This window comes from Nocardia cyriacigeorgica (assembly GCF_010858045.1).
GTDB lineage: Bacteria > Actinomycetota > Actinomycetes > Mycobacteriales > Mycobacteriaceae > Nocardia > Nocardia cyriacigeorgica_E.
The window spans coordinates 267289-286110 of the sequence record NZ_JAAGVC010000002.1 but is presented as its reverse complement, the minus strand read 5'-3'; the positions used below and the strand labels follow the sequence as shown (position 1 = coordinate 286110).

The 18822-nt window shown below is 68.8% G+C and carries 17 protein-coding genes; 10 read left to right on the top strand and 7 right to left on the bottom strand.

Annotated elements, in window-relative coordinates:
* Nucleotides 1-221: 221 nt before the first annotated feature.
* From GV790_RS03605 to GV790_RS03595, 3 genes are read right to left on the bottom strand one after another with little or no spacing between them, the layout of a single operon-like run.
* Nucleotides 222-1190, bottom strand: coding sequence for an LLM class flavin-dependent oxidoreductase (locus GV790_RS03605; protein ID WP_163810407.1), 969 nt, complete (start codon nucleotides 1188-1190; stop codon nucleotides 222-224).
* Nucleotides 1187-2491, bottom strand: a complete 1305-nt coding sequence (locus tag GV790_RS03600) for an NtaA/DmoA family FMN-dependent monooxygenase (protein WP_163810405.1) — start codon at nucleotides 2489-2491, stop codon at nucleotides 1187-1189. Before GV790_RS03600 ends, GV790_RS03605 begins: the two co-directional genes overlap by 4 nt.
* A gap of 23 nt (nucleotides 2492-2514) precedes the next feature.
* Nucleotides 2515-3366 carry a sulfurtransferase gene (locus tag GV790_RS03595; RefSeq protein ID WP_163810403.1) on the bottom strand — a complete coding sequence of 284 codons (852 nt, stop codon included), beginning with the start codon at nucleotides 3364-3366 and terminating at the stop codon, nucleotides 2515-2517.
* A gap of 184 nt (nucleotides 3367-3550) precedes the next feature.
* Between GV790_RS03595 and GV790_RS31605 the strand changes: the two genes are divergently transcribed.
* Genes GV790_RS31605 through GV790_RS03560 form a run of 7 tightly spaced genes read left to right on the top strand, consistent with a single transcriptional unit; the run spans nucleotide 3551 to nucleotide 11291 of the window.
* On the top strand, nucleotides 3551-4486 hold the full coding sequence (locus GV790_RS31605; protein WP_163810401.1) for a sulfurtransferase: 936 nt from the start codon (nucleotides 3551-3553) through the stop codon (nucleotides 4484-4486).
* Nucleotides 4487-4489: 3 nt separating this feature from the next.
* On the top strand, nucleotides 4490-5437 hold the full coding sequence (locus GV790_RS03585; protein ID WP_163810399.1) for an ABC transporter permease: 948 nt from the start codon (nucleotides 4490-4492) through the stop codon (nucleotides 5435-5437).
* Nucleotides 5434-6285 (top strand): ABC transporter permease, encoded by an 852-nt coding sequence (locus GV790_RS03580; protein WP_163810397.1) that lies wholly within the window; start codon nucleotides 5434-5436, stop codon nucleotides 6283-6285. The genes GV790_RS03585 and GV790_RS03580 overlap by 4 nt, the downstream gene beginning before the upstream one ends.
* A complete protein-coding gene (locus GV790_RS03575) occupies nucleotides 6282-7895 on the top strand; it encodes an ATP-binding cassette domain-containing protein (RefSeq protein WP_163810395.1) in 1614 nt (537 codons plus the stop codon). Before GV790_RS03580 ends, GV790_RS03575 begins: the two co-directional genes overlap by 4 nt.
* Nucleotides 7888-9591 (top strand): ABC transporter substrate-binding protein, encoded by a 1704-nt coding sequence (locus GV790_RS03570; protein WP_163810393.1) that lies wholly within the window; start codon nucleotides 7888-7890, stop codon nucleotides 9589-9591. The genes GV790_RS03575 and GV790_RS03570 overlap by 8 nt, the downstream gene beginning before the upstream one ends.
* Before the next feature lie 36 nt (nucleotides 9592-9627).
* Complete coding sequence (locus tag GV790_RS03565) at nucleotides 9628-10629, top strand: AfsA-related hotdog domain-containing protein (protein ID WP_163810391.1); 1002 nt, start codon at nucleotides 9628-9630, stop codon at nucleotides 10627-10629.
* On the top strand, nucleotides 10626-11291 hold the full coding sequence (locus GV790_RS03560; RefSeq protein ID WP_280210741.1) for an HAD family hydrolase: 666 nt from the start codon (nucleotides 10626-10628) through the stop codon (nucleotides 11289-11291). The genes GV790_RS03565 and GV790_RS03560 overlap by 4 nt, the downstream gene beginning before the upstream one ends.
* Before the next feature lie 8 nt (nucleotides 11292-11299).
* Here GV790_RS03560 and GV790_RS03555 read toward each other — a convergent pair whose 3' ends face one another.
* A complete protein-coding gene (locus GV790_RS03555; protein WP_163810389.1) occupies nucleotides 11300-12721 on the bottom strand; it encodes an FAD-dependent monooxygenase in 1422 nt (473 codons plus the stop codon).
* A gap of 144 nt (nucleotides 12722-12865) precedes the next feature.
* Between GV790_RS03555 and GV790_RS03550 the strand changes: the two genes are divergently transcribed.
* Nucleotides 12866-14194, top strand: a complete 1329-nt coding sequence (locus tag GV790_RS03550; RefSeq protein ID WP_163810387.1) for an MFS transporter — start codon at nucleotides 12866-12868, stop codon at nucleotides 14192-14194.
* Nucleotides 14191-15402, top strand: a complete 1212-nt coding sequence (locus tag GV790_RS03545; RefSeq protein WP_256672982.1) for a cytochrome P450 — start codon at nucleotides 14191-14193, stop codon at nucleotides 15400-15402. The genes GV790_RS03550 and GV790_RS03545 overlap by 4 nt, the downstream gene beginning before the upstream one ends.
* Here the strand turns inward: GV790_RS03545 and GV790_RS03540 are convergent.
* Nucleotides 15392-15736, bottom strand: a complete 345-nt coding sequence (locus GV790_RS03540) for an ArsR/SmtB family transcription factor (protein ID WP_163810385.1) — start codon at nucleotides 15734-15736, stop codon at nucleotides 15392-15394. The two genes, GV790_RS03545 and GV790_RS03540, sit on opposite strands and share 11 nt — an antisense overlap.
* Nucleotides 15737-15768: 32 nt before the next feature.
* Nucleotides 15769-16473 carry a sigma factor-like helix-turn-helix DNA-binding protein gene (locus GV790_RS03535; RefSeq protein ID WP_256672981.1) on the bottom strand — a complete coding sequence of 235 codons (705 nt, stop codon included), beginning with the start codon at nucleotides 16471-16473 and terminating at the stop codon, nucleotides 15769-15771.
* Between the two features lie 12 nt (nucleotides 16474-16485).
* On the opposite strand from GV790_RS03535, the gene GV790_RS03530 reads away from it, so the two are divergent.
* Nucleotides 16486-16743 carry an SRPBCC family protein gene (locus GV790_RS03530; RefSeq protein WP_163810381.1) on the top strand — a complete coding sequence of 86 codons (258 nt, stop codon included), beginning with the start codon at nucleotides 16486-16488 and terminating at the stop codon, nucleotides 16741-16743.
* Nucleotides 16744-16760: 17 nt separating this feature from the next.
* Here the strand turns inward: GV790_RS03530 and GV790_RS03525 are convergent, their stop codons facing one another.
* Nucleotides 16761-18818, bottom strand: a complete 2058-nt coding sequence (locus GV790_RS03525; protein WP_163810379.1) for a prolyl oligopeptidase family serine peptidase — start codon at nucleotides 18816-18818, stop codon at nucleotides 16761-16763.
* Nucleotides 18819-18822 lie beyond the last annotated feature (4 nt).

Genomic DNA, 18822 nt, shown 5'->3' with positions numbered 1-18822 from the left:
CGCCCACCACGCGCAACGCCCTCCGCGCCGCCCGTTGCCGCTGGCCGCACCGCACGCCGCGCCGCTGGCGCGCAATGGACCGTGCGGCACAAGCCCGGTGCTGGGCCACTGTGAACGCTTCATGGGGCCGAATTCGCTGGGGCAAAACGTGTGTGCGGCCAATGATGCCGGGCGAGCGGGCGCGACCGGATGTCGCAGCGCGTCGCCGAGGGGTTTTCGTACTATCGGATCGGCAACGTGGTCAGTCGCGGCGCGATCTCGGTGCTGATCCGGTGCAGGCATTCCCCGTACCGAGGGTGGCCCACCGCGAGCGGAACATAGAACAGCACCTCGGTCGCGGCTGCCCGGTCCGGATCGGCGCGCAACTCGTCCACGATCTGCGCGGCGGATCCGATGTGGATCCGGTTGTCCGCCAGGTACCGGCGCCGTTCGGATTCGCCGGACAATTCGGGATAGAAGGCGGGACTCAGCGCGATATCGGTGTCGAGCAGGTCCAGCGAATCGTGTTCGCTCGCGCCCGGCAGTACCGCGACGCTCGAACCGATACGCGGGGTGCCGCGGCACTGCTCCAGGTAGGCGTCGACCAGTTCGGTGACGCTGCCGCCCGCCCGCGCCTGGGAATTGCCGTGCGGCAGCAGGCCGTCACCGGCGGCACCGGCGCGGCGCGCGGTGTCGATATTCCCGGTGGACTGCCACATGCGCGATCGCAGTGTTCCCGGCGGCGGATACAGCGCGACCTCGTCGGTGACCAGGCCGTCGTCCAGGATGCGGTGCACAGCGGTGAGCCGCTCGGCGTAGATCGACTCCCGTTCGCTGTCGGGGACGCCGAATCCGGCCCAGCTGCTGGCCGAAAGCCCGAACCCGAGCCCCTTGCCGACGCCGAGCTCGAGCCGTCCGCCGCTGAGCGCATCGGTGACCACGGCATCCTCCGCCAGCCGGACCGGATGCTCGAACGGGATGCTGACGACGCCGGCACCGAGCCGGATCGTCGCGGTGTGCTGGGCCACGGCGGTGAGAAACGGGAACACCGAGGGCAGCGCCGCGTGATGGGCCCGGAAATGGCGGGTGGCGAACCAGATGGTGCGATATCCGAGCTGCTCGGCGCGCACCGCGATATCGATGGTGTGCCGATACACCTCGGCGGCGGGCGGGCCACTGCGCAGCTGGACGAACAATGACGGCGCGCTCACAGCCCGTAATGCCCTCTCAGGGTGGTGGTCGCGTACTCGGTGCGGAAGATGCCTCGCCGTTGCAGTAGCGGGACCACATGGTCGACGAAATCGGCCAGCCCACCGGGCAATTCATCGATCATCACATTGAAACCGTCGCAGGCGCCGCCGCGGAACCAGTCGGTGATGAAGTCGGCCACCTGCTCCGGCCCGCCGACCACCTTCGCGTGCACGCTGCCCGACGCCAGCAGCCGAGCGGCGCCGCGGGTGTCGGCTCCGCTGGCGCGGACGTATTCGAGCAGCACAGCGCGCTGGCCACGGGAACCGGCGTCGGTGTGCTCAGCGGGGATCTTGTCCCACGGGAACGGCGCGTCCAGATCGAGGTCGGTGGGTGCGATGCCGAGCCGGTCGGCCAGGTTGACCAGCTGGACCTCGTCGGGGATGAGGTCGATCAGTTCGCGTTCCCGCTGCCGGGCGGCGGCCTCCGAATCGGCGAGCACCACGATCAGACCGGGCAGCAGCTTCACGCTGTCGGGATCGCGTCCGGCATGCGCGGCCAGCCGCCGCAGTTCGGTGCGGCGGGCAGCGGCCGAGGCCGGATCGACGTGCGCGGAGTACACCGCGTCGGCGGTCGTCGCCCCCAGCTCCACGCCATGTGTGGAGGCGCCGGCCTGGATCAGCACCGGACGGCCGTGGGTCAGCGGCGGCGCCTTCAACGGGCCGGCCACCTGGAAGAACTTGCCATCGTGGCCGATCGGGCGCACCACCGCAGGATCGAGATAGCGCCCGGTCGCCTTGTCGCCCGCGATGGCATCGGCGGGCACCGAATCCCAGAGTGCGAGCACCACATCGAGGAACTCGGCGGCGCGCGCGTACCGCTCGGATTTCGGCAGCGCCTGATCCAGCGAGTAGTTGCGGGCCGCCGCATCGCCGCCGGTGACGACGAAATTCCAGCCCACCCGGCCGCCGGAGACCGCCGACAGCGCGGCGAAGGCGCGGGCCAGGTTGTAGGGGTCGTTGTAGGAGGTGGTCGCGGTGATGATCTGGCCGATGCGCTCGGTGCGCGCGGCGATCACCGATTGCGCGATGAACGGGTCGAGCAGCCGGCTCGGCGCGGTCCAGTCCTTGGCCTGGATATCGGGGGAGTCGGCGAGGAAGACGGCGTCGAGCAGGCCGCGTTCGGCGGTGCGCGCGACGTCCAGGTAATGCTCGATGCCGACGAAATGCGCCGCGGGTTCCTCGGCCCGCCGCCATGGGCTGCCGATGGTGCCACCCGGAATCAGATTGGCGTTCAGGATGACGTGACGGGGCTGGTCTGCCATGGAATCTCCTGGCTGGTAGCGGATCAGAGGGCGGGAACCGGGTCCGGCGTGACGACCGCGCTGCCGACGACCAGACGGGCGGGATCAGCGGTCCACTGCGATAGCGATCCCGGGTACAGGGCGATCTCGTGGCCGAGGGTGGCGAGCACGAAAACCTGGAGCGCGGCGGCCATCGCGCTACCGCAATAGGACGCGGCCGCGGTCGCATCGGTGAGTCCGAGCGAGCGATAGCGGGCCCGCAGCGTCTGCTCGTCGCGGAGCAGTCCGTGCTGATCGAAATCGTCGAACACCGGCGCGCTGACGGCTCCGGGGATATGGCCGCCGAATTCGCCGGAGCCGCGATAGTGCGACTGCGGGCGGGCATCGAGCAGCACTCCGCGTTCCGGCAGCGTGGCGACAGCGGCGGTTTCGATGACGGGCAGCCCACCGGGCTGCGCTGTGGCCGTGCCCTTTTCGCGTGGCTCCGAGCCCTCGCCCGACACGACGGGACCGCCCGCGGCGAGCCAGGCCGGTAACCCACCGTCGAGCACGCGCACATCCGGCAGCCCCGCCCACCGCAGCACCCACCAGGCCCGGGCAGCTGGTATCGAACCGGCATCGTCGTAGACCACCACCGTGCTGTCGGCGTGAATGCCCCAGCGCTGCAACGCCGCGGTGAGATCCGCCGGTTCCGGGAGCGGACGGGCACCGGAGTACGGGGTCGCGCTGCCCGCGAGATCGGCGTCGACGTCGACGAATCGCGCGCCAGGCAGATGGCGTCGCGCGCAGCCGGGGCCGCCCGCACCCGCCCGGACGTCGAGCAGCACCAGCCGCTTCGGCGGATCGGTACGCAGCCGACCTGCGGAAATGAGGTGGGCAGCACGGTGGCCGGACATCGGGCCCCTTTCGGCGATCGGGAGGCAACGCGCTGCCGAGGATATGTATCCCGAATCAGGGAACACATAATTGGAGTCTGCCTGACTTTTTGTGTTCCCGGCAGCGTGGCGGGCCTCTTATGTTTTCGCCACCGAGCTCAACGGAGCCGGTGGTACGAGCGGGAGGTCTGCGGTGGGAAGTGTCGTGACGAGCCGTGTCGTCGACGCGGAATGGTTGCGCTCCCGGCTGACCGATCCGGGCGTCGTCGTCATCGAGGTGACCAATACACCCGGTGCGGCACCGGGCGGCACCCTCGGCGAAGCACGTGGTGCGCCGAGCGTTCCCGGTGCGCGCACGGTGTATTGGAAAGACCTGCTGTGGCACCGCACGCGCCGCGAGTTCGCCGCACCGCACGAACTGGCCGCCCGGCTGCACGCCCTCGGCGCGGATGCGGAATCCACGGTGATCTTCGCCGGCGAACCCACCCAATTCGCCGCCTACGCCCTCTGGGTGGCGGCGGCCGTCGGCGTCGGCGGAGACCTGCGCTACCTCGACGGAGGACTGCCGGCCTGGCGCGGAGACGGTCGTGCGCCGGTACCTTCGCGACCGTCTGCGGCTGAACCGCCTGAGGCCATACCGCCTGCGGCTGAACCGTCCGCGCCCGTGTCACCTGCGGACCCATCGCGCGCCCCCTCGGCACCGCCACTTCCCTTGGTGGTTCCGCGTACTGACGAACTCGTCGCCGGCCGTGAGGACGTCCTCGCCGCGATCGCTTCGCCGACCGCGATCGTGGATCTGCGCTCGCCGGAAGAATATTCGGGCGCGCGGGTGGCGCCCGTGACCGAGCCGATCGATCACGGGGCCGAGCGTGGTGGGCATATTCCGGGTGCGTCGAGTCTTCCGGTGCAGGATCTGCTCGATGAGCAGGGGTTGTTGCGGCCGGTGGCCGAGATCCGGGCGCGGGTCGCCGCACTGGGCATCGACGCGGCCACCGAGATCATCGCCTACTGCAGGCTCTCGCATCGGGCCGCGCTCGGGTGGTTGATCTTCGAGGAGCTGCTCGGTGATCGGCGGGTGCGCGTGTACGACGGGTCCTGGACCGAATGGGGCAGCCTGGTCGGCGCGCCCATCGAGGTCTGAGCGATGACTGCGCATCGTCACGTCGTGCTCGGCCGCATCGTCGGCGTCGTGCTGTCCGCGGTCGCGATGATGTGGGCCGCGGTCACCCTGGCCTTCCTCGCCGTGCACATCGCACCGGGTGATCCGGTCACCGCGATCATGGGTGAGTCGAGCGATCCCACCCAGCGGGCGCGGATCGAACAGGACTGGGGTCTGGATCAACCGATCGGCGTGCAGTACGTGCGGCATCTGGACCGGCTGCTGCACGGTGACCTCGGCTACTCCTATGTGCGCGGCGAACCGGTGACCGACATCCTGTTCGGCGAACAGCTCGGCACCAGCGCGCAGCTCGCCGGATTCGCCCTGCTCATCGCGGTGGTGCTGGCGCCGCTGCTGGCCGTGCTGACCGCCGGACGGCGCGATGTGTTCAGCCGCGCACTCGGCACAGCGGAGGTCGTGCTCGCCTCGGCGCCGCCGTTCTGGATGGGGCTCATCCTGATCTGGATTTTCGCCTTCACCCTGAAGGTGCTGCCGGTGACGGCGGGAAACGAGTTCCAGCGGCTGATCCTGCCCGCTGTCACGCTGGCGCTGCCGATCGCCGCGGTGCTCGCACAGGTGATGCGCGAGGGGATCGAGCGCGCGCTGGAGCAGCCGTTCGCGCTCACCGCACGCTCGCGCGGGATCAGCACCACCCGGCTGCGATTGCGGCACGGGCTACGGCATTCGCTGATTCCCGCGGCGACGCTGGCCGGCTGGGCGGTCAGTGGGCTGCTCACCGGGACGGTCGTGATCGAGGAAGTCTTCGGCCGCGCGGGCATCGGCCGCGCGACCGTGGAGGCGGTCACCTACTCCGATGTCCCGGTGGTGCTCGGTGTCGCGCTGCTGACCGCGGCGATCTACCTGACCGTGACGGTGCTTGTCGACATCGCCTACCTCTGGATCGATCCGCGACTGCGGGAGGCCACGCCATGACCACGAAAGTCGCAGCACGCCTGCGCTTTCCCGCGCTGCCCGCGCATCCGGCAGCCGTATGGGCAGCGGCAGCGGTGCTGGCGCTCGCGGCGCTGGCCGCGCTCGCGCCCGGCGTGCTCGGGCCGGGAGACCCCCTGCAGACCGATCTGCTCGCCGCGCACCAACCGCCATCGGCCGCCCATCTGTTCGGCACCGATCAGCTCGGCCGCGACGTGTTCACCCGGGTGGTGCACGGGGCCAGGCTGTCGCTGACGATCGGCGTATCGGCGACCGCGCTCGCGGTACTGATCGGGGTGACGCTCGGCCTGATCGCCGGGATCGGCAACCGCATCGTCGACGCGATCGCCTCGCGCACCTTCGATCTGCTCGGCGCCTTCCCGGAGATCCTGCTCGCCCTGGTGCTCATCACCTTCACCGGTACCGGCACGCCGAATCTCATTCTCGCCATCGGTATCGCGGCCGCACCGCGCTTCGCGCGGGTGATGCGGGCGGAGACGCGGGCCGTGCGCGGCAGCGAATACGTCGCACAGGCGGGCCTGTTCACCCGGTCGCGCACCCGGATTGTGGTGCGCCACATCCTGCCCAACGCCCTGCGTTCGCTTCCGGTGGTGGTCACGCTCGGGCTCGGCACCAGCATTCTCGGCGCGGCGGCCCTGAGCTTCCTCGGCTTCGGGCCGCAACCACCGGAACCGGAATGGGGCTCGATGCTCGCCGAGGGCCACGGCGATCTGCGGATCGCCTGGTGGTCGGTGGCCTTCCCCGGCGCCGCCGTCACGGTGGTCGTGCTGGCGACCACCGTGCTCGGCCGCTACGCCGGTCACCGCTTCGAACGGAGGGCACACCCATGACGCTCACGGCCACCGCCGAACCATCCGCGGACACCGAGGCCGAGACCGTGCTGCGGGTGCGGAATCTGCGCATCGGATTCGCGGGCCGCGCCGGCGATGTCGTCGACGGAATCGACTTCGAGCTGCGGCGCGGGGAGATCCTGGCCATCGTCGGCGAATCGGGCTCCGGCAAATCGGTGACCACCCGCAGCCTGGTCGGCCTGGCGGGCGACGGCGCGCGGGTGCGGGCCGACCGGTTCGACCTGTTCGGCACCTCCGCGCAGGAGCTGACCGAGCGGCAGTGGCGCCGGATCCGCGGCACCCGGATCGGCCTGATCCTCCAGGACGCCCTCGTCGCCCTCGACCCGCTCCGCACGATCGCCGCCGAGATCGGTGAATCCCTACCGGCACTACCGCGTGCCGAACGCGACCGTCGCATCGAGGAACTGCTGACCTCGGTCGGCATCGCCGATCCCGCGATTCGCAAGCGGCAGCATTCCTTTCAGCTGTCGGGTGGGCAGCGTCAGCGCGCACTGATCGCCGCGGCGCTGGCCGGCGATCCGGATATCCTCATCGCCGACGAACCGACCACCGCGCTCGATGTGACGGTGCAGGCGCAGGTGCTCGACCTGCTGGTCCGCCAGGTCGCGGGCGGCCGGTCGATGATCCTGGTCAGCCATGATCTGGCGGTCGTCGCCGCGGTGGCGGACCGGATCCTGGTGATGAAAGCGGGCCGGATCGTGGAGTCCGGCCCGGCCCGGCAGGTGATCGAAGCGCCCGCGCACGCGTACACCAGGCAGCTGCTGGCCGCGGTGCCGCAGGGCAGCGCGGGCGCGCCGCCGCCGGCCGGGCCGTCGATCTTCCAAGCGCACGGGCTCGGCAAGTCGTATCGGGTGCGTGGGCGTTCGGTCCCGGCCGCCACCGGCATCTCATTCGAGGTGCAGGCAGGCGAGGTGCTCGGGGTGGTCGGCGAATCCGGTTCCGGGAAATCCACGGTGGCGAAGATGATCACCGGTCTCGTCGAGCCCGACAGCGGTGCGATGCGTTTCGGTGACGCGCCGTTGACCAGGGCCACCCGCCGTCCCGGCGATATCGGGCTGGTGGCCCAGGATTCGGTGGGCTCGTTCGACCCGCGCTACCGGGTCGGCGACATCATCGCCGAAAGCGTCGCCGTGCGGTTCGGTCGTGGCGAACGCGCCGCGGCCGAGGTGCGGCGGCTGCTGGACGCGGTGCGTCTGCCCGCCGAGGTGATCGATCGCCATCCCCGCGAGCTGTCCGGTGGACAACGGCAGCGGGTCAATATCGCCAGGGCGCTCGGCGCGCAGCCGCGGCTGGTGGTGTGCGACGAACCGGTGTCGGCGCTCGATATCTCGGTCCAGGCCCAGATCCTCGCGCTGATCGCCGAGCTCGCGCGCGAAAACCACGTCGCCGTCGTCTTCATCTCCCACGATCTGGCCGTCGTCCGGCAGATCTGTCATCGCGTGCTGGTCCTGCACGACGGGGAGATCGTCGAATCCGGCTCGGCCGACGACGTTTTCACCGCACCGTCGGCGCCCTACACCCGTGCCCTGCTCGAATCCGTTCCGCGCCTGCCCGCGCGGGCCACCACAGAAAGCTATTCGCGTGCGTAACCGCATTACTCGACCCTTCCTGCTACTGCTCGCCACCCTGGCCTTGGCGGTGGCCGGCTGCGCCTCCGACCCGGAACCGGGCAGCGGCGGTGGCGGCCCGACCTCCCCGCCGCAGGCAGGCGGCACCTTCACCATCGCCCTGCCGAACTATCCCGAACGCGGCCTCAACCCGCACTTCGGTGCGGCGTTCGACGCCTCGCAGGTGCTGCGCAACAGCTACGACAGCCTGATCGCCGAGGACCGCGAAGAACAGTTCCATCCCTGGCTGGCCACCGAATGGACCATCTCACCCGACGGCACCGTCTACGAGTTCACCCTGCGCCAGGACGTGACCTTCCACAACGGCGAGAAGTTCGACGCGAATGCGGTCAAGGCGAATATCGATCTGCTGCGCGATCCGCAGTCGCCGTCGTGGACGGTGCTCGGGCTGTTGCAGTATTCGAGCGTCAGCGCCGTCGATGTGCTCGACCCCTACAAGGTGCGGATCACGCTGAGCACGCCGCGAGCGGATTTCCTGTCCACCCTGGCCGGACTCAGCGGCGCCATTGTCGCGCCGAGCACGCTCACCGGCGATAAGCAGGCCCTCACCAGCGGCGCCGGTCTCGTCGGATCCGGGCCGTTCATCTTGGACAAGGCGGTGCAGGGCCAGGAGATCAGGTTCCGGAAGAACCCCGACTACCGCTGGGGCCCGGCCACCGCCACGCATCAGGGCGCCGCCTACCTGGACGAGCTGGTGGTCAAGTACATCCCGGAGGCGTCCACCAGGGCCGGTCTGCTGCGCAGCGGTGAGGTCGACGCGATCGGCACCGTCAAGGCCACCGATATCGGGCTCTTCGACGGCATCGACGGGTTCCAGTACGAGCAGATCGGCTCGGCGGCCTCGCCCACGGTCATCATGCTCAATCTCACCAATGGGCCGACCACCGATGTGCGGGTTCGCCGGGCCATCGCCAAGGGCGTCGATATCGCCGCGGTGGTCGACAGTCTCACCAAGGGCTCCCAGCGCCGGGCCTGGAGCCTGATCTCGCCGGACAGCGCCTACTACGACGCCAAGTACGAAAACCGCGGCACCGCAGATCTTCCCGCCGCGCGCGCCCTGCTCGACGAAGCCGGCTGGACCGGCAGCGACGCCGACGGCTATCGCACCGACAGCACCGGCCGACAGCTGGTCATCCGGCTGCTCGCGACCGTGCCGACCTATCCCGAAGACGATTTCCTGAAGGCCTGGCAGGCCGAACTGCGCCAGAACCTCGGCATCCGGGTCGACTTGCAGTTCGTGGAGAACGCGCAGGTCTACGACCTGCTCGCGCGCAACCAGTACGAGGCCTTCCCACGCCAGGTGGGCGGGCTGGATCTGTCGCTGCAATTCAACCGCGCCTACGGATCCACCTCGCCGGACCTGAAATACGGCCAGATCGACGGCATCACCATCGGCTCCATCGTCGCCGGCTCCAAACTCGCTGATCCGCAGGTGGACCGCTGGCTCATCGACGCAACCAAGGCCACCGACCGGCAGCAGCGCAAGCAGCTGTTCGATCAGATCACCGCCCACCTGCTCGACAACGCCGTCGCGATCCCGCTCTACACCGACCGCAACAGCGTCGCCGCCACCTCCGCCGTGCACAACGTGACCTCGCTGTTCGACCCGCCTCGTAACAGCGTCAACGCCTGGGCATACGACATCGCCGTCCGCTGACCAGACCGCCGCCACTCCCTCCTGGAAGGCTCGATCATGACCGCAGCAACGCAGACCCCGACCCTGACCTTCGACCGCAATATCCCGCGCGGCATCGTGCACCGGGAATCCATCGCCGAGGTGTTCCTCACCGACGCCCAGCCGGTGCCGGGCGGAGCCGTCTTCGCCGCCCAATTACCCCGCAACCACTCGTATTTCAGCGATCACCGCGGCACCTCCACCACCTACGATCCGCTGCTGCTGATCGAGGTGTTCCGGCAGGTCGCCATCTACTACGCGCACACCTTTCTCGGGGTGGATCGTTCGGAGAAGTTCATCTTCGGCTCCGCCGATTTCGCCATCGCCGATCCGGACACCCTGCGCATCGGCAACTGCCCCGGACATTGCGTCATCGAGGCGCGGGTGGTCGGCGAGAAGCGCCGGGACGATCAGATCATCGGCCTGTCGCTGGAGATGGTCGCCGAGATCGAGGGCCACGAAGCCGCCAGGGAGGTGATGGTCTATCAGTGGATGCCCGCGCCGGTGTGGAATCGGATCCGGGTGCGCGGGCGCGAATCGCTCGGCCTGCCGCCGCAGCACACGATTCCGGAGCAGCTGCCGGTCGCGCGGATGCGGCCGGGCTCGGTGGGCAGGCACAATCCGCGCAATGCCATCCTCGCCAACCCGGTGCTGGCCGGGCTGGAGCTGTCGGCGCTGACGATCATCGACACCAACCACCCCTCGCTGTTCGATCACGCCCTCGATCATGTGCCCGGCATGTTGCAGTTCGAGGCCGCCCGCCAGATCGCGATGGCCGCCGCGAACGCCGTGCTCGGATTGGACACCAGCCGCATGGTGATGCATCGGCTGGATATCGAGTTCACCAAATTCGGTGAGTTCGAACGCGATACGGTCGCCAAGGCCACCGTAGCCGCGGTGCCCGGTGACGCCGGCGGTGCGCGGGCTCAGGTGAGTCTGGTCCAGGGCGATGACGTGATCGCCGCCGGTGCGGTGGAACTGCGCTTCCGCCCGGCCGACGTCTGGACCATGGTCCAGTGAGCGGGCCGATCGCGTCGGGGCCGTTCGTCTGGTTCGATTTCGGTGGCGTGCTCTCCCCACCGCTGGATGAGCTGTTCCTACGGTACGAGCAGGTGACGGGCATTCCGGTGGACCTGTTCAAGTACGCGATCGCCGAAGTCGGCGCCCAATACGGGCTGCCGCCGCTGGCGCCGATCGAATTGGCCCTGCTCGACGAGCGGGCCTGGGTGCGCAAGCTGCATGCCGCGATCCGGGCCAAGGAACCCGATCTCGACCTCTCGCGCAGCGAAGCGGATTTCGGCCGGCAGTGGTTCGCCGGGCACCAGGTGAACCCGGCGGTGCGCGATTTCGTCATCGAACTGGCCGAAGGCGGAACTCCGGTGGGAGTGCTGAGCAACAACGTTGTCGAATGGGAACCGCACTGGCGCAGCATGATCGATCTCGATGACGTGCTCAGTGCGCTCGTCGATTCCTGCAGGGTGGGGTTCCGCAAACCCGATGCGCAGATCTTCGCCATCGCGGCGGAGGCCGCGGGCGTCGCACCAGAGCAATGCGTCCTGATCGACGATCTGGCCGAGAATTGTGCCGCCGCACGGGCGTCGGGCTGGACGGCGGTGCGGTTCCGTGATGCCGGGCAGGCCATCGCCGAGGTGCGTGAGGTCCTCGACCGATGGCCCGGCTGACCATTGCCTCACAAGGTGGCGGCGAGGTAGCCGTCGGGCCGGATCAGGGCCGAGGTCCACGTCTGGTCCGGGGTTACCTTGCCGGTCACCACCAGGGCATCGGCCGGTGCGTCCGGCACCGGTGTGTGCTCGTCGGGCCGGATCGCCACGAATCGGCCCGCGCGCAGCAACTCCACCAGGGTGCGCTCGCGGCCATCGGCCTCGGTCAGCACCAGATCGTGCTGGAAACCGGACTGGAACTGCCCGCTGATGAGCTGGGCGACGGCATCATGGATCACCGGAACCGCGAGCATGGCCAGCACGGCATCGCGCAGTTGCGGGGAGTGCGGGTTCATCATCCGCGATTGCAGCACGGTATTGCCCACCACCGCCGAGGCGACGGCCACGCGTTCGCGCGAGTAGTCGTCCAGGATCGTGGGCGGGTCGCCTCCGGTGATGACCCTGGCCAGCCGCCAGCCCAGCGCGAACGCGTCCTGCATGCCGGTATTGAGGCCCTGGCCGCCCAGCGGATAGTGACTGTGCGCGGCATCGCCTGCCAGCAGCAGGCGTCCGTCGCGCAGGCGGGTGCGGAAGCGGCCGTGGTCGCTGAACCGGGTCAGGTGGCTGATCTCGGCCAGTTCCGGTGGAGTGCCGAGCACGTGACCGAGACGGTCGCGGTACTCCTCGATGGTCGGTTCCGGGCGGTGCTCGAGTGGACCGCTGAAATCCATCGCGATGATTCGGGCCTGGCCGTACGGGTTCGGGTTGTGCATGGTCCAGCCGGTGGACGTCGGATTCCAGCCGGGCGGAATCTGTTCCGGCGCTGCGGCGACGGCAAGCCCGGCAATGGCATTCATGCTCGCCGGGTACGTCGTGGCGGGAAAATTGCCGGTACGCGCGACGAGGCTGCGGGCACCGTCGGCGCCGACGGCATAGGCCGCGCGAATCCGCAGGGTGCGGTCGCCGGCGAGGTCGAGAACATCGGCGCGCACCGCTTCGGCGGTTTCCGTCAGCCCGGTGACGGTGTGGCCGCGCAGAATTCGCGCACCGAGTTCCCTGGCGCGTTCCTCGAACGCGGCCTCCAGCCGAGCCTGCGGGATCCCCGCGATCGGCGCCGGTTCCACACTCGGCGCGCTGAGGGCGAGCACCGGCTGGGCGGCGAATTGGAATCGCGTCCGGCGCACGCCGTGCGGATCGCGGCGGATGTCCTCGGGCCGGACACCGGGGAGATAACCGCGACGGGCCAGCAGCGACAGCGACCGCGCGTGCACCGTACCCGCGCGCGGGCGCACATCGAGTTCGGTGCGGGTTTCCACGACGACGGTCCGGATCTGCTGCAAGGCCAGTTCTGCGGCGACCAGCATGCCCACCGGGCCGCCGCCGACCACCAGGACATCGGTGTCGATGAGGGCATCGGTGCTGCTGTGGTCGGGCCGGGGCGCCGTGGTCATCACATTCTCCTGGGGCGGGGTGGTCGCGGGCCGGTGCGCGGTTGCGGTTGTACTAGAAGGATCGTAGCTACTAGGATCATAGTACCTATCGGCCGGGTAGTCGCCGACTCCGCGTCCAGTCCATCCACCGCCCCAGGGGTATTCATGTCGACAGTCACCACCGAATCCGAAGTACCGAGCGCGACACCGAGCCGGGCGACGCTGCCCGTGGTGCTCGCCGCTCAGTTCGTCACACCGATGGCGATCGCGGGCACCGCGATCGCACTGCCACTCATCTCCGAAGATCTGGGCTCGAATCCCACTGCGCTGCAATGGGTTGTCAACGGATTCAATATCGCGTTCGCGCTCACCACGCTGCTGTGGGGAGCGGTCAGCGACCGCATCGGGCATCGCCGCACCTTCGGCCTCGGTGCCGCGCTGGTGGTCGCGGGCAGCGTCGGCAGCGTCGCCGCGCCGAATCTGCTGGTGCTCGACCTGGCCCGGGTGCTCGCCGGTGTCGGAGCCGCGGCCATCCTCACCGGTTCCACCGCCCTGCTGTCCGCCGCATACGAGGGCCCGGCCCGGACCAAGGCCTTCGCCGTCTTCGGCACGGTGAACGGCCTCGGCCTCGCCCTCGGCCCGACCATCTCCGGCCTGCTGATCTCACTGGTGGACTGGCGCGGTGTGTTCGTGGTGCACGCGCTGATCCTGGCCGCCGCCGGAATCGGCACGCGGCTGCTGCCCGCGGCGAAACCCGCTGCCGCCGAACACGGTCCGATCCTCGATCTCGGCCTGCTGCGCAATCGGGAGTTCCTGGCGATGTGCCTGGTGCCGGTGGCCGGTTCGATCGGTTTCGTCACCCTGCTCACCTATCTGCCCTCGGCCCTGAGCGGTATCACCGACCTGTCGGCCGGCACCTCCGGGCTGCTCATGCTGGCGATGACCATCCCGGTTTTCGTCGCCCCGGTGGCCGTCGGGCAGCTGATCACCCGCTTCCCGGCGCTGACCATCGGCAAGGTCGTCTACCTCAGCCTCGGCGCGCTGATCCTCGGCAACGCCGGTGTGCTCGCGCTGTCCCAGGACCGCTCGGTCGCGTGGATCATCGTCCCGATGGTGCTGCTCGGCCTCGGCTTCGGTCTGCCGATCGGCCTGGTCGACGGACACGCGTTGTCGGTGGTTCCCGCCGAACGCGGTGGTACCGCGGCCGGGCTGCTGAACTTCTTCCGCATCGGCAGCGAGGCGGTCTTCGTGGCCGGCTACGCCATCGTGCTGGCCGCGGTCGTCGGCACGCAGCTCAGCGGAGCGGCCGCCCATGACACCGCGGCGGGCCAGTTCGGCCACCCCGACGTCTACCGGACGGCCTTCACCACCACAGTCGGCGTTCTCATCGCCCTGCTCGTCGTGCTCACCCTCCTCATCGTCGCGGTGCGCGGTCGTGCACGAACCACCGAGAACCGGGAATTCGGTTCCAGCCCAGAAGGAGTCACCTCATGACCCACGCACTCGACGCGGTCCGGGTCGATCTCGACGGTCTCGCCGGTATCGCCCCGCCCACCATGATCGAACCGCTGCCCGAGCGTTCGCGCGGTGGACTACCGCAGGTCACGCTGCCCAGCGGGCATACCGCCGCGCACCTCACCTCCTATCGCGACGTGCACGCGGTGCTGACCGATGTCAGCTTCGCGCGGGCGGAAACCAATGTGGACGACGGTCCCACCTTCCTGCCGACGATCATGCCCACTGAGATGTTGCTCAATCTGGACCATCCCGGCCACGGGCGGCTCAAGGGCTTCGTGGCCTCGGCCTACAGTGCGGCCACCATGGCCCGGCGGGTGCCCGCCGTGCACCGGGTGCTCGACGATGCGCTCGCCGAGCTGCGGGCCCAGCGTGAACGCGGTTCGGCCGACCTCGTGGGTGCGCTGCTCGATCCGGTGACCATCGGCGTCAATGTGGACTACCTCGGCATCCCCGCCGCCGATATCGCCCACTTCCGGCATCTGTCGCGGGAGATGCAGCTGGCCCACGACACCGATGTGGACAAGCTGCTCGCCGATTTCTGGACGCTCTACCACTACATCGAGGACCTGGTGGCGCGGCGCCGCGACCTGCGGCCCGGCCTGATCCTCGACCTGCTCGCCGCACGCGATTCGGTATCGCCGCCGGTTACCGATGCCGAATACGCGGCGATTCTGCTCGGCTCGGTGGTCGGCGGGGATCAGAACATCCTGTCGGTGATCACCAAGATCGCCTATGTGGCCCTGGCGCGACCGGAGTTGTGGCGGTACCTGGTGGATCATCCCAACGACATCCCCACCGCCGTGGAGGAGTTCCTGCGACTGCTACCGCTCGGTCGGATCTCGACGTTTCCCCGGGTGAGCACGCGCGAGATCCAGCTCGGCGCGGGCGTGCTGTACCCCGGTGACATCGTCTACGCCGACGCGCATGCCGCCAACCGTGACCCGGATGTGTATCCCGATCCGGCAGTGATCGATCCCGCACGTAATGGCAAGCGCCACCTACAGTTCGGCTACGGTATGCATCACTGCATGGGTGCGGCGATGGCGCGGATGGAGATCACCGAAGTGCTGCGCCGCCTGGTCGCCGAACTGCCCACCCTGGAACTCGCGGTGCCGGAGAACACCATTCAGTGGGAAACCGGGGTGCTCGTGCACCGGCCGGTCTCCCTGCCCGTCACCTGGTAGCCGGCGCGGCCGGATGACGACGCCGGTCGGCGGCGAGAATCGCCTCGAGCAGCCCGGGGAACACTCGCTCCATATCGTCACGCCGCAACTTCGTCATCCGGCCGTTGCCCACATCCCGCTGCCAGATCAACCCGGCCTTGCGCAGCACCCGGAAATGGTGGGTCCGCGTCGACGGCGCCCACGGCATCCCGAACACACTGCAGAACTGCTCGGTCCCCTCCGGCTCGGCATACAACTGCGCGATCACGCTGCGCCGATTGTCATCCGCCAGCGCGGCAAGCACCGCGGACAGATCGAACTCCTCGAGATCAGGATGCCCATCCGCATCGGCCACGATCCACTCCTTCGATGGGTGCCATAGCTATGTCAGCCATAGTACCTTTGGTCGTGGGTGCCGGATGCCCGCTCGTCGCCGAAAAATGCCGGGTCCAGGCGGCTCAGGCGTTCACGGTCGGCGAAAATGTCCAGCTCGGCGATCGTGCCTCCGGCGACGGTGAAGGCCAGTACGGCGAGCGGCTGACCGTGACTCGCCGCGACCAGACCGGCAGCACCGTTGACGAGTGCCGGGCGGGCGTTCTCCGCGCGCGACGCGAACGCGATTGCCTGCTCGGCGATTTCCGATGCGCCACGGAGGTCCCTGACCACACCGCCGCCGATTTCGGCACGCACGACGACATCGGGGTCCAGAGTCGCGACAAGGGCGTCCAGGTCACCGGCTCTCGCCGCGGCGAGGAAGGCGTCGACCACCCGGCGCTGTCGACCGAGGGCGGGATCGGGCATCGGTGCGGCCCGGACTCGTCGACGGGCACGACTGGCAAGCTGTCTCGCCGCCACCTCGGTTCGGCCGACGATCGGGGCGATCTCGTCGAACGGCATCTGGAACATGTCGTGTAGCACGAACGCGACCCGCTCGGCCGGCGCGAGCGTATCGAGGACGATGAGCATCGCGAGCCCCACCGCATCCGCGAGCACCGCCTCCTGCTCCGGGTCTACGCCCGCCCGGGTGATGACCGGTTCGGGTAGGCGCTGGTCGAATGGCTCCTCTCGGCGCGAGGTCCGGGTGCGCAGCATGTCCAAGCAGATATGGCCGACCACAGTGGTCAGCCATCCACTTTCTGGGCCGCGCATGGGGTCGACGGTGCGATCCGCCCGGCCGCGACGATTACCGTCGAGCCGCGCGGTGACCACGGCTGCCGGGTGACCTTCACCCTCGACTTCGACGGCCGCGGGGCGGCCACCGCCCTGGTGCCAATGGTTCGGCGCGTGGCGGCCAAGGGCGCACCGGCCAGCCATCAGCGGTTGAAAGAACTGCTCGAGCGTGGTGAAGGCCCCTCGGCGTAGGCCGAGGGATCGAACTCCTACCCCCGCTTCTCCACCAGCATCTGGGTGAAGAATTCGTAGATCAGCGCCGCTTGGAACGCGGATTGTTTGTTGTCGGCGGCTCCGCCGTGTCCGCCTTCGATGTTTTCGTGGTACCAGACCTTGTGGCCCAGTTGTTCGAGCAGCGCCGCCATTTTGCGGGCGTGGCCGGGGTGGACGCGGTCGTCGCGGGTGGAGGTGGTGAGCAGGATGGGTGGGTACTGCTTGTCGGCGCGGACGTTCTGGTAGGGGGAGTACTTGCTGATGTACTCCCATTCCTCGGGGTTGTCGGGGTCGCCGTATTCGGCCATCCAGGAGGCGCCGGCCAGCAGGCGGTGGTAGCGCTTCATGTCCAGCAGCGGGACCTGGCAGACGATGCCGCCGAACAGTTCCGGGTAGCGGGTGAGCATGACGCCCATGAGCAGGCCGCCGTTCGAGCCGCCGACGGCGCCGAGCTGTTCATGGGTGGTGATGCCGCGGGCCACCAGGTCGCGGGCGATGGACGAGAAGTCCTCGTACACCTTGTGCCGGTTGGCTTTCTGCACCGAGGTGTGCCATTCGGGGCCGTATTCGCCGCCGCCGCGGATATTGGTCATCACCCAGGTGCCGCCGCGTTCGAGCCAGCCCATGCCGGAGGCGCCGCTGTAGGCGGGGGTGCGGGATACCTCGAAGCCGCCGTACCCGGACATCACCGTCGGCTGTGGCGAGTCCTTGTGGTCACGGTGGCGGATGACGAAGTACGGCACCATGGTTCCGTCATCGGAGCGGGCGAAGAATTGTTCGGTCTCGATGCCGTCGGTGTCGAAGAAGCCGGGTTCCTGTTTGAGGCGGGTGGTCTCGCCGCCGACGGAACCGGCGAGCAGCGTGGCGGGGGTGGTGAATCCGCTTGTGGTGAGCATGAATTCGTCACCACCCTCGAGCGGGTCGAGGTTCAGCACGCCGGTGGTCGACATCGGCGGAGTGTCGGCGAGCGGTTCGCGGCGCCAGCCGTCCGCGCCGGGAGTGAGGACGTACAGCTTGGTCTGCACATCCTCGAGTGTGACCAGCAGTAGATGGTTCTCGGTCCAGCCGTAGCCGTGCAAGGCGGTGTGGGCGTCGGGTTCGAAGAGGACCTCGAAATCGCGTCCACCGGAAAGGAAATCGTCGAAGTTCGTGACGAGCAGCGCGCCGGCGGGGTAGGTGGTCGACCCGACCTCCCATGGCGATTTCAACCGCACCAGCAACCAATCCTTGTACCAGGATTCACTGGCATCCAGCGGTGTCTCCAGTTGACGCCAGGTGCCGTCGGCCTCGAGCAGGTACACCTCTTCGTTGAAGAAGTCGATGGCGCGCCCGATGTAGTGACGCTCGTAGCCGGGCGTCCGGTCGTAGCCTGCGGACACCGCCACATCGGCGGCCTCGCCCTCGAACACCGTCTCCGCCGCCGCGAGCGGGGTGCCGCGACGCCAGCGCTTGGCGATGCGCGGATACCCGGAATCGGTGAGCGAACCGGGCTCGAAATCGGTGCCGACGTACACCGCATCGATGTCGATCCAGCTGATCTGCGATTTCGCCTCGGGCAGGAAGAACCCGCCATCCTCCGGAGCGATGAACTTCCTGGTCTCCAGATCGAATTCGCGTACCACCTTCGCATCGGCGCCGCCGCGGGAGAGCGAGATGAGCGCGCGGCTCTGCGAAGGTCGCAGCACGCCCGCACCGCCCCACACCCAGTTCTCGTCCTCCTCGGCGGCGACGGCGTCGAGGTCGATCAGCACATCCCAGTCCGGGTTGTCGGTGGCGTACTCGTCGAAGGTGGTGCGCCGCCACAGTCCGCGCGGATGTTCGGCGTCGCGCCAGTAGTTGTACAGCCACTGCCCGCGACGGCCCGGGTAGGCGATCTTGGTGTCGGTGTCGAGCATGTCCAGGATGCGGCGCTGCAACTCGGTGAACCGGTCGGCGGAGGCGAAGCGCTCGACCACGACGTCGTTATGCGAGCGGGCGAAGTCGAGGGCGGCCTCGCCGGTCACCTCTTCGAGCCAGAGATACGGATCAGTCACTTCCTCGTCAACGCCGCTCATCCTC

Excerpts from the sequence above, each read along its gene's own strand:
- GV790_RS03600 (WP_163810405.1), bottom strand. The coding sequence starts at position 2,491 with ATGGCAGACCAGCCCCGTCACGTCATCCTGAACGCCAATCTGATTCCG.
- GV790_RS03595 (WP_163810403.1), bottom strand. The coding sequence starts at position 3,366 with ATGTCCGGCCACCGTGCTGCCCACCTCATTTCCGCAGGTCGGCTGCGT.
- GV790_RS03585 (WP_163810399.1), top strand. The coding sequence starts at position 4,490 with ATGACTGCGCATCGTCACGTCGTGCTCGGCCGCATCGTCGGCGTCGTG.
- GV790_RS03580 (WP_163810397.1), top strand. The coding sequence starts at position 5,434 with ATGACCACGAAAGTCGCAGCACGCCTGCGCTTTCCCGCGCTGCCCGCG.
- GV790_RS03575 (WP_163810395.1), top strand. The coding sequence starts at position 6,282 with ATGACGCTCACGGCCACCGCCGAACCATCCGCGGACACCGAGGCCGAG.
- GV790_RS03565 (WP_163810391.1), top strand. The coding sequence starts at position 9,628 with ATGACCGCAGCAACGCAGACCCCGACCCTGACCTTCGACCGCAATATC.
- GV790_RS03555 (WP_163810389.1), bottom strand. The coding sequence starts at position 12,721 with ATGACCACGGCGCCCCGGCCCGACCACAGCAGCACCGATGCCCTCATC.
- GV790_RS03550 (WP_163810387.1), top strand. The coding sequence starts at position 12,866 with ATGTCGACAGTCACCACCGAATCCGAAGTACCGAGCGCGACACCGAGC.
- GV790_RS03545 (WP_256672982.1), top strand. The coding sequence starts at position 14,191 with ATGACCCACGCACTCGACGCGGTCCGGGTCGATCTCGACGGTCTCGCC.
- GV790_RS03535 (WP_256672981.1), bottom strand. The coding sequence starts at position 16,473 with ATGCTGCGCACCCGGACCTCGCGCCGAGAGGAGCCATTCGACCAGCGC.
- GV790_RS03530 (WP_163810381.1), top strand. The coding sequence starts at position 16,486 with ATGGCCGACCACAGTGGTCAGCCATCCACTTTCTGGGCCGCGCATGGG.
- GV790_RS03525 (WP_163810379.1), bottom strand. The coding sequence starts at position 18,818 with ATGAGCGGCGTTGACGAGGAAGTGACTGATCCGTATCTCTGGCTCGAA.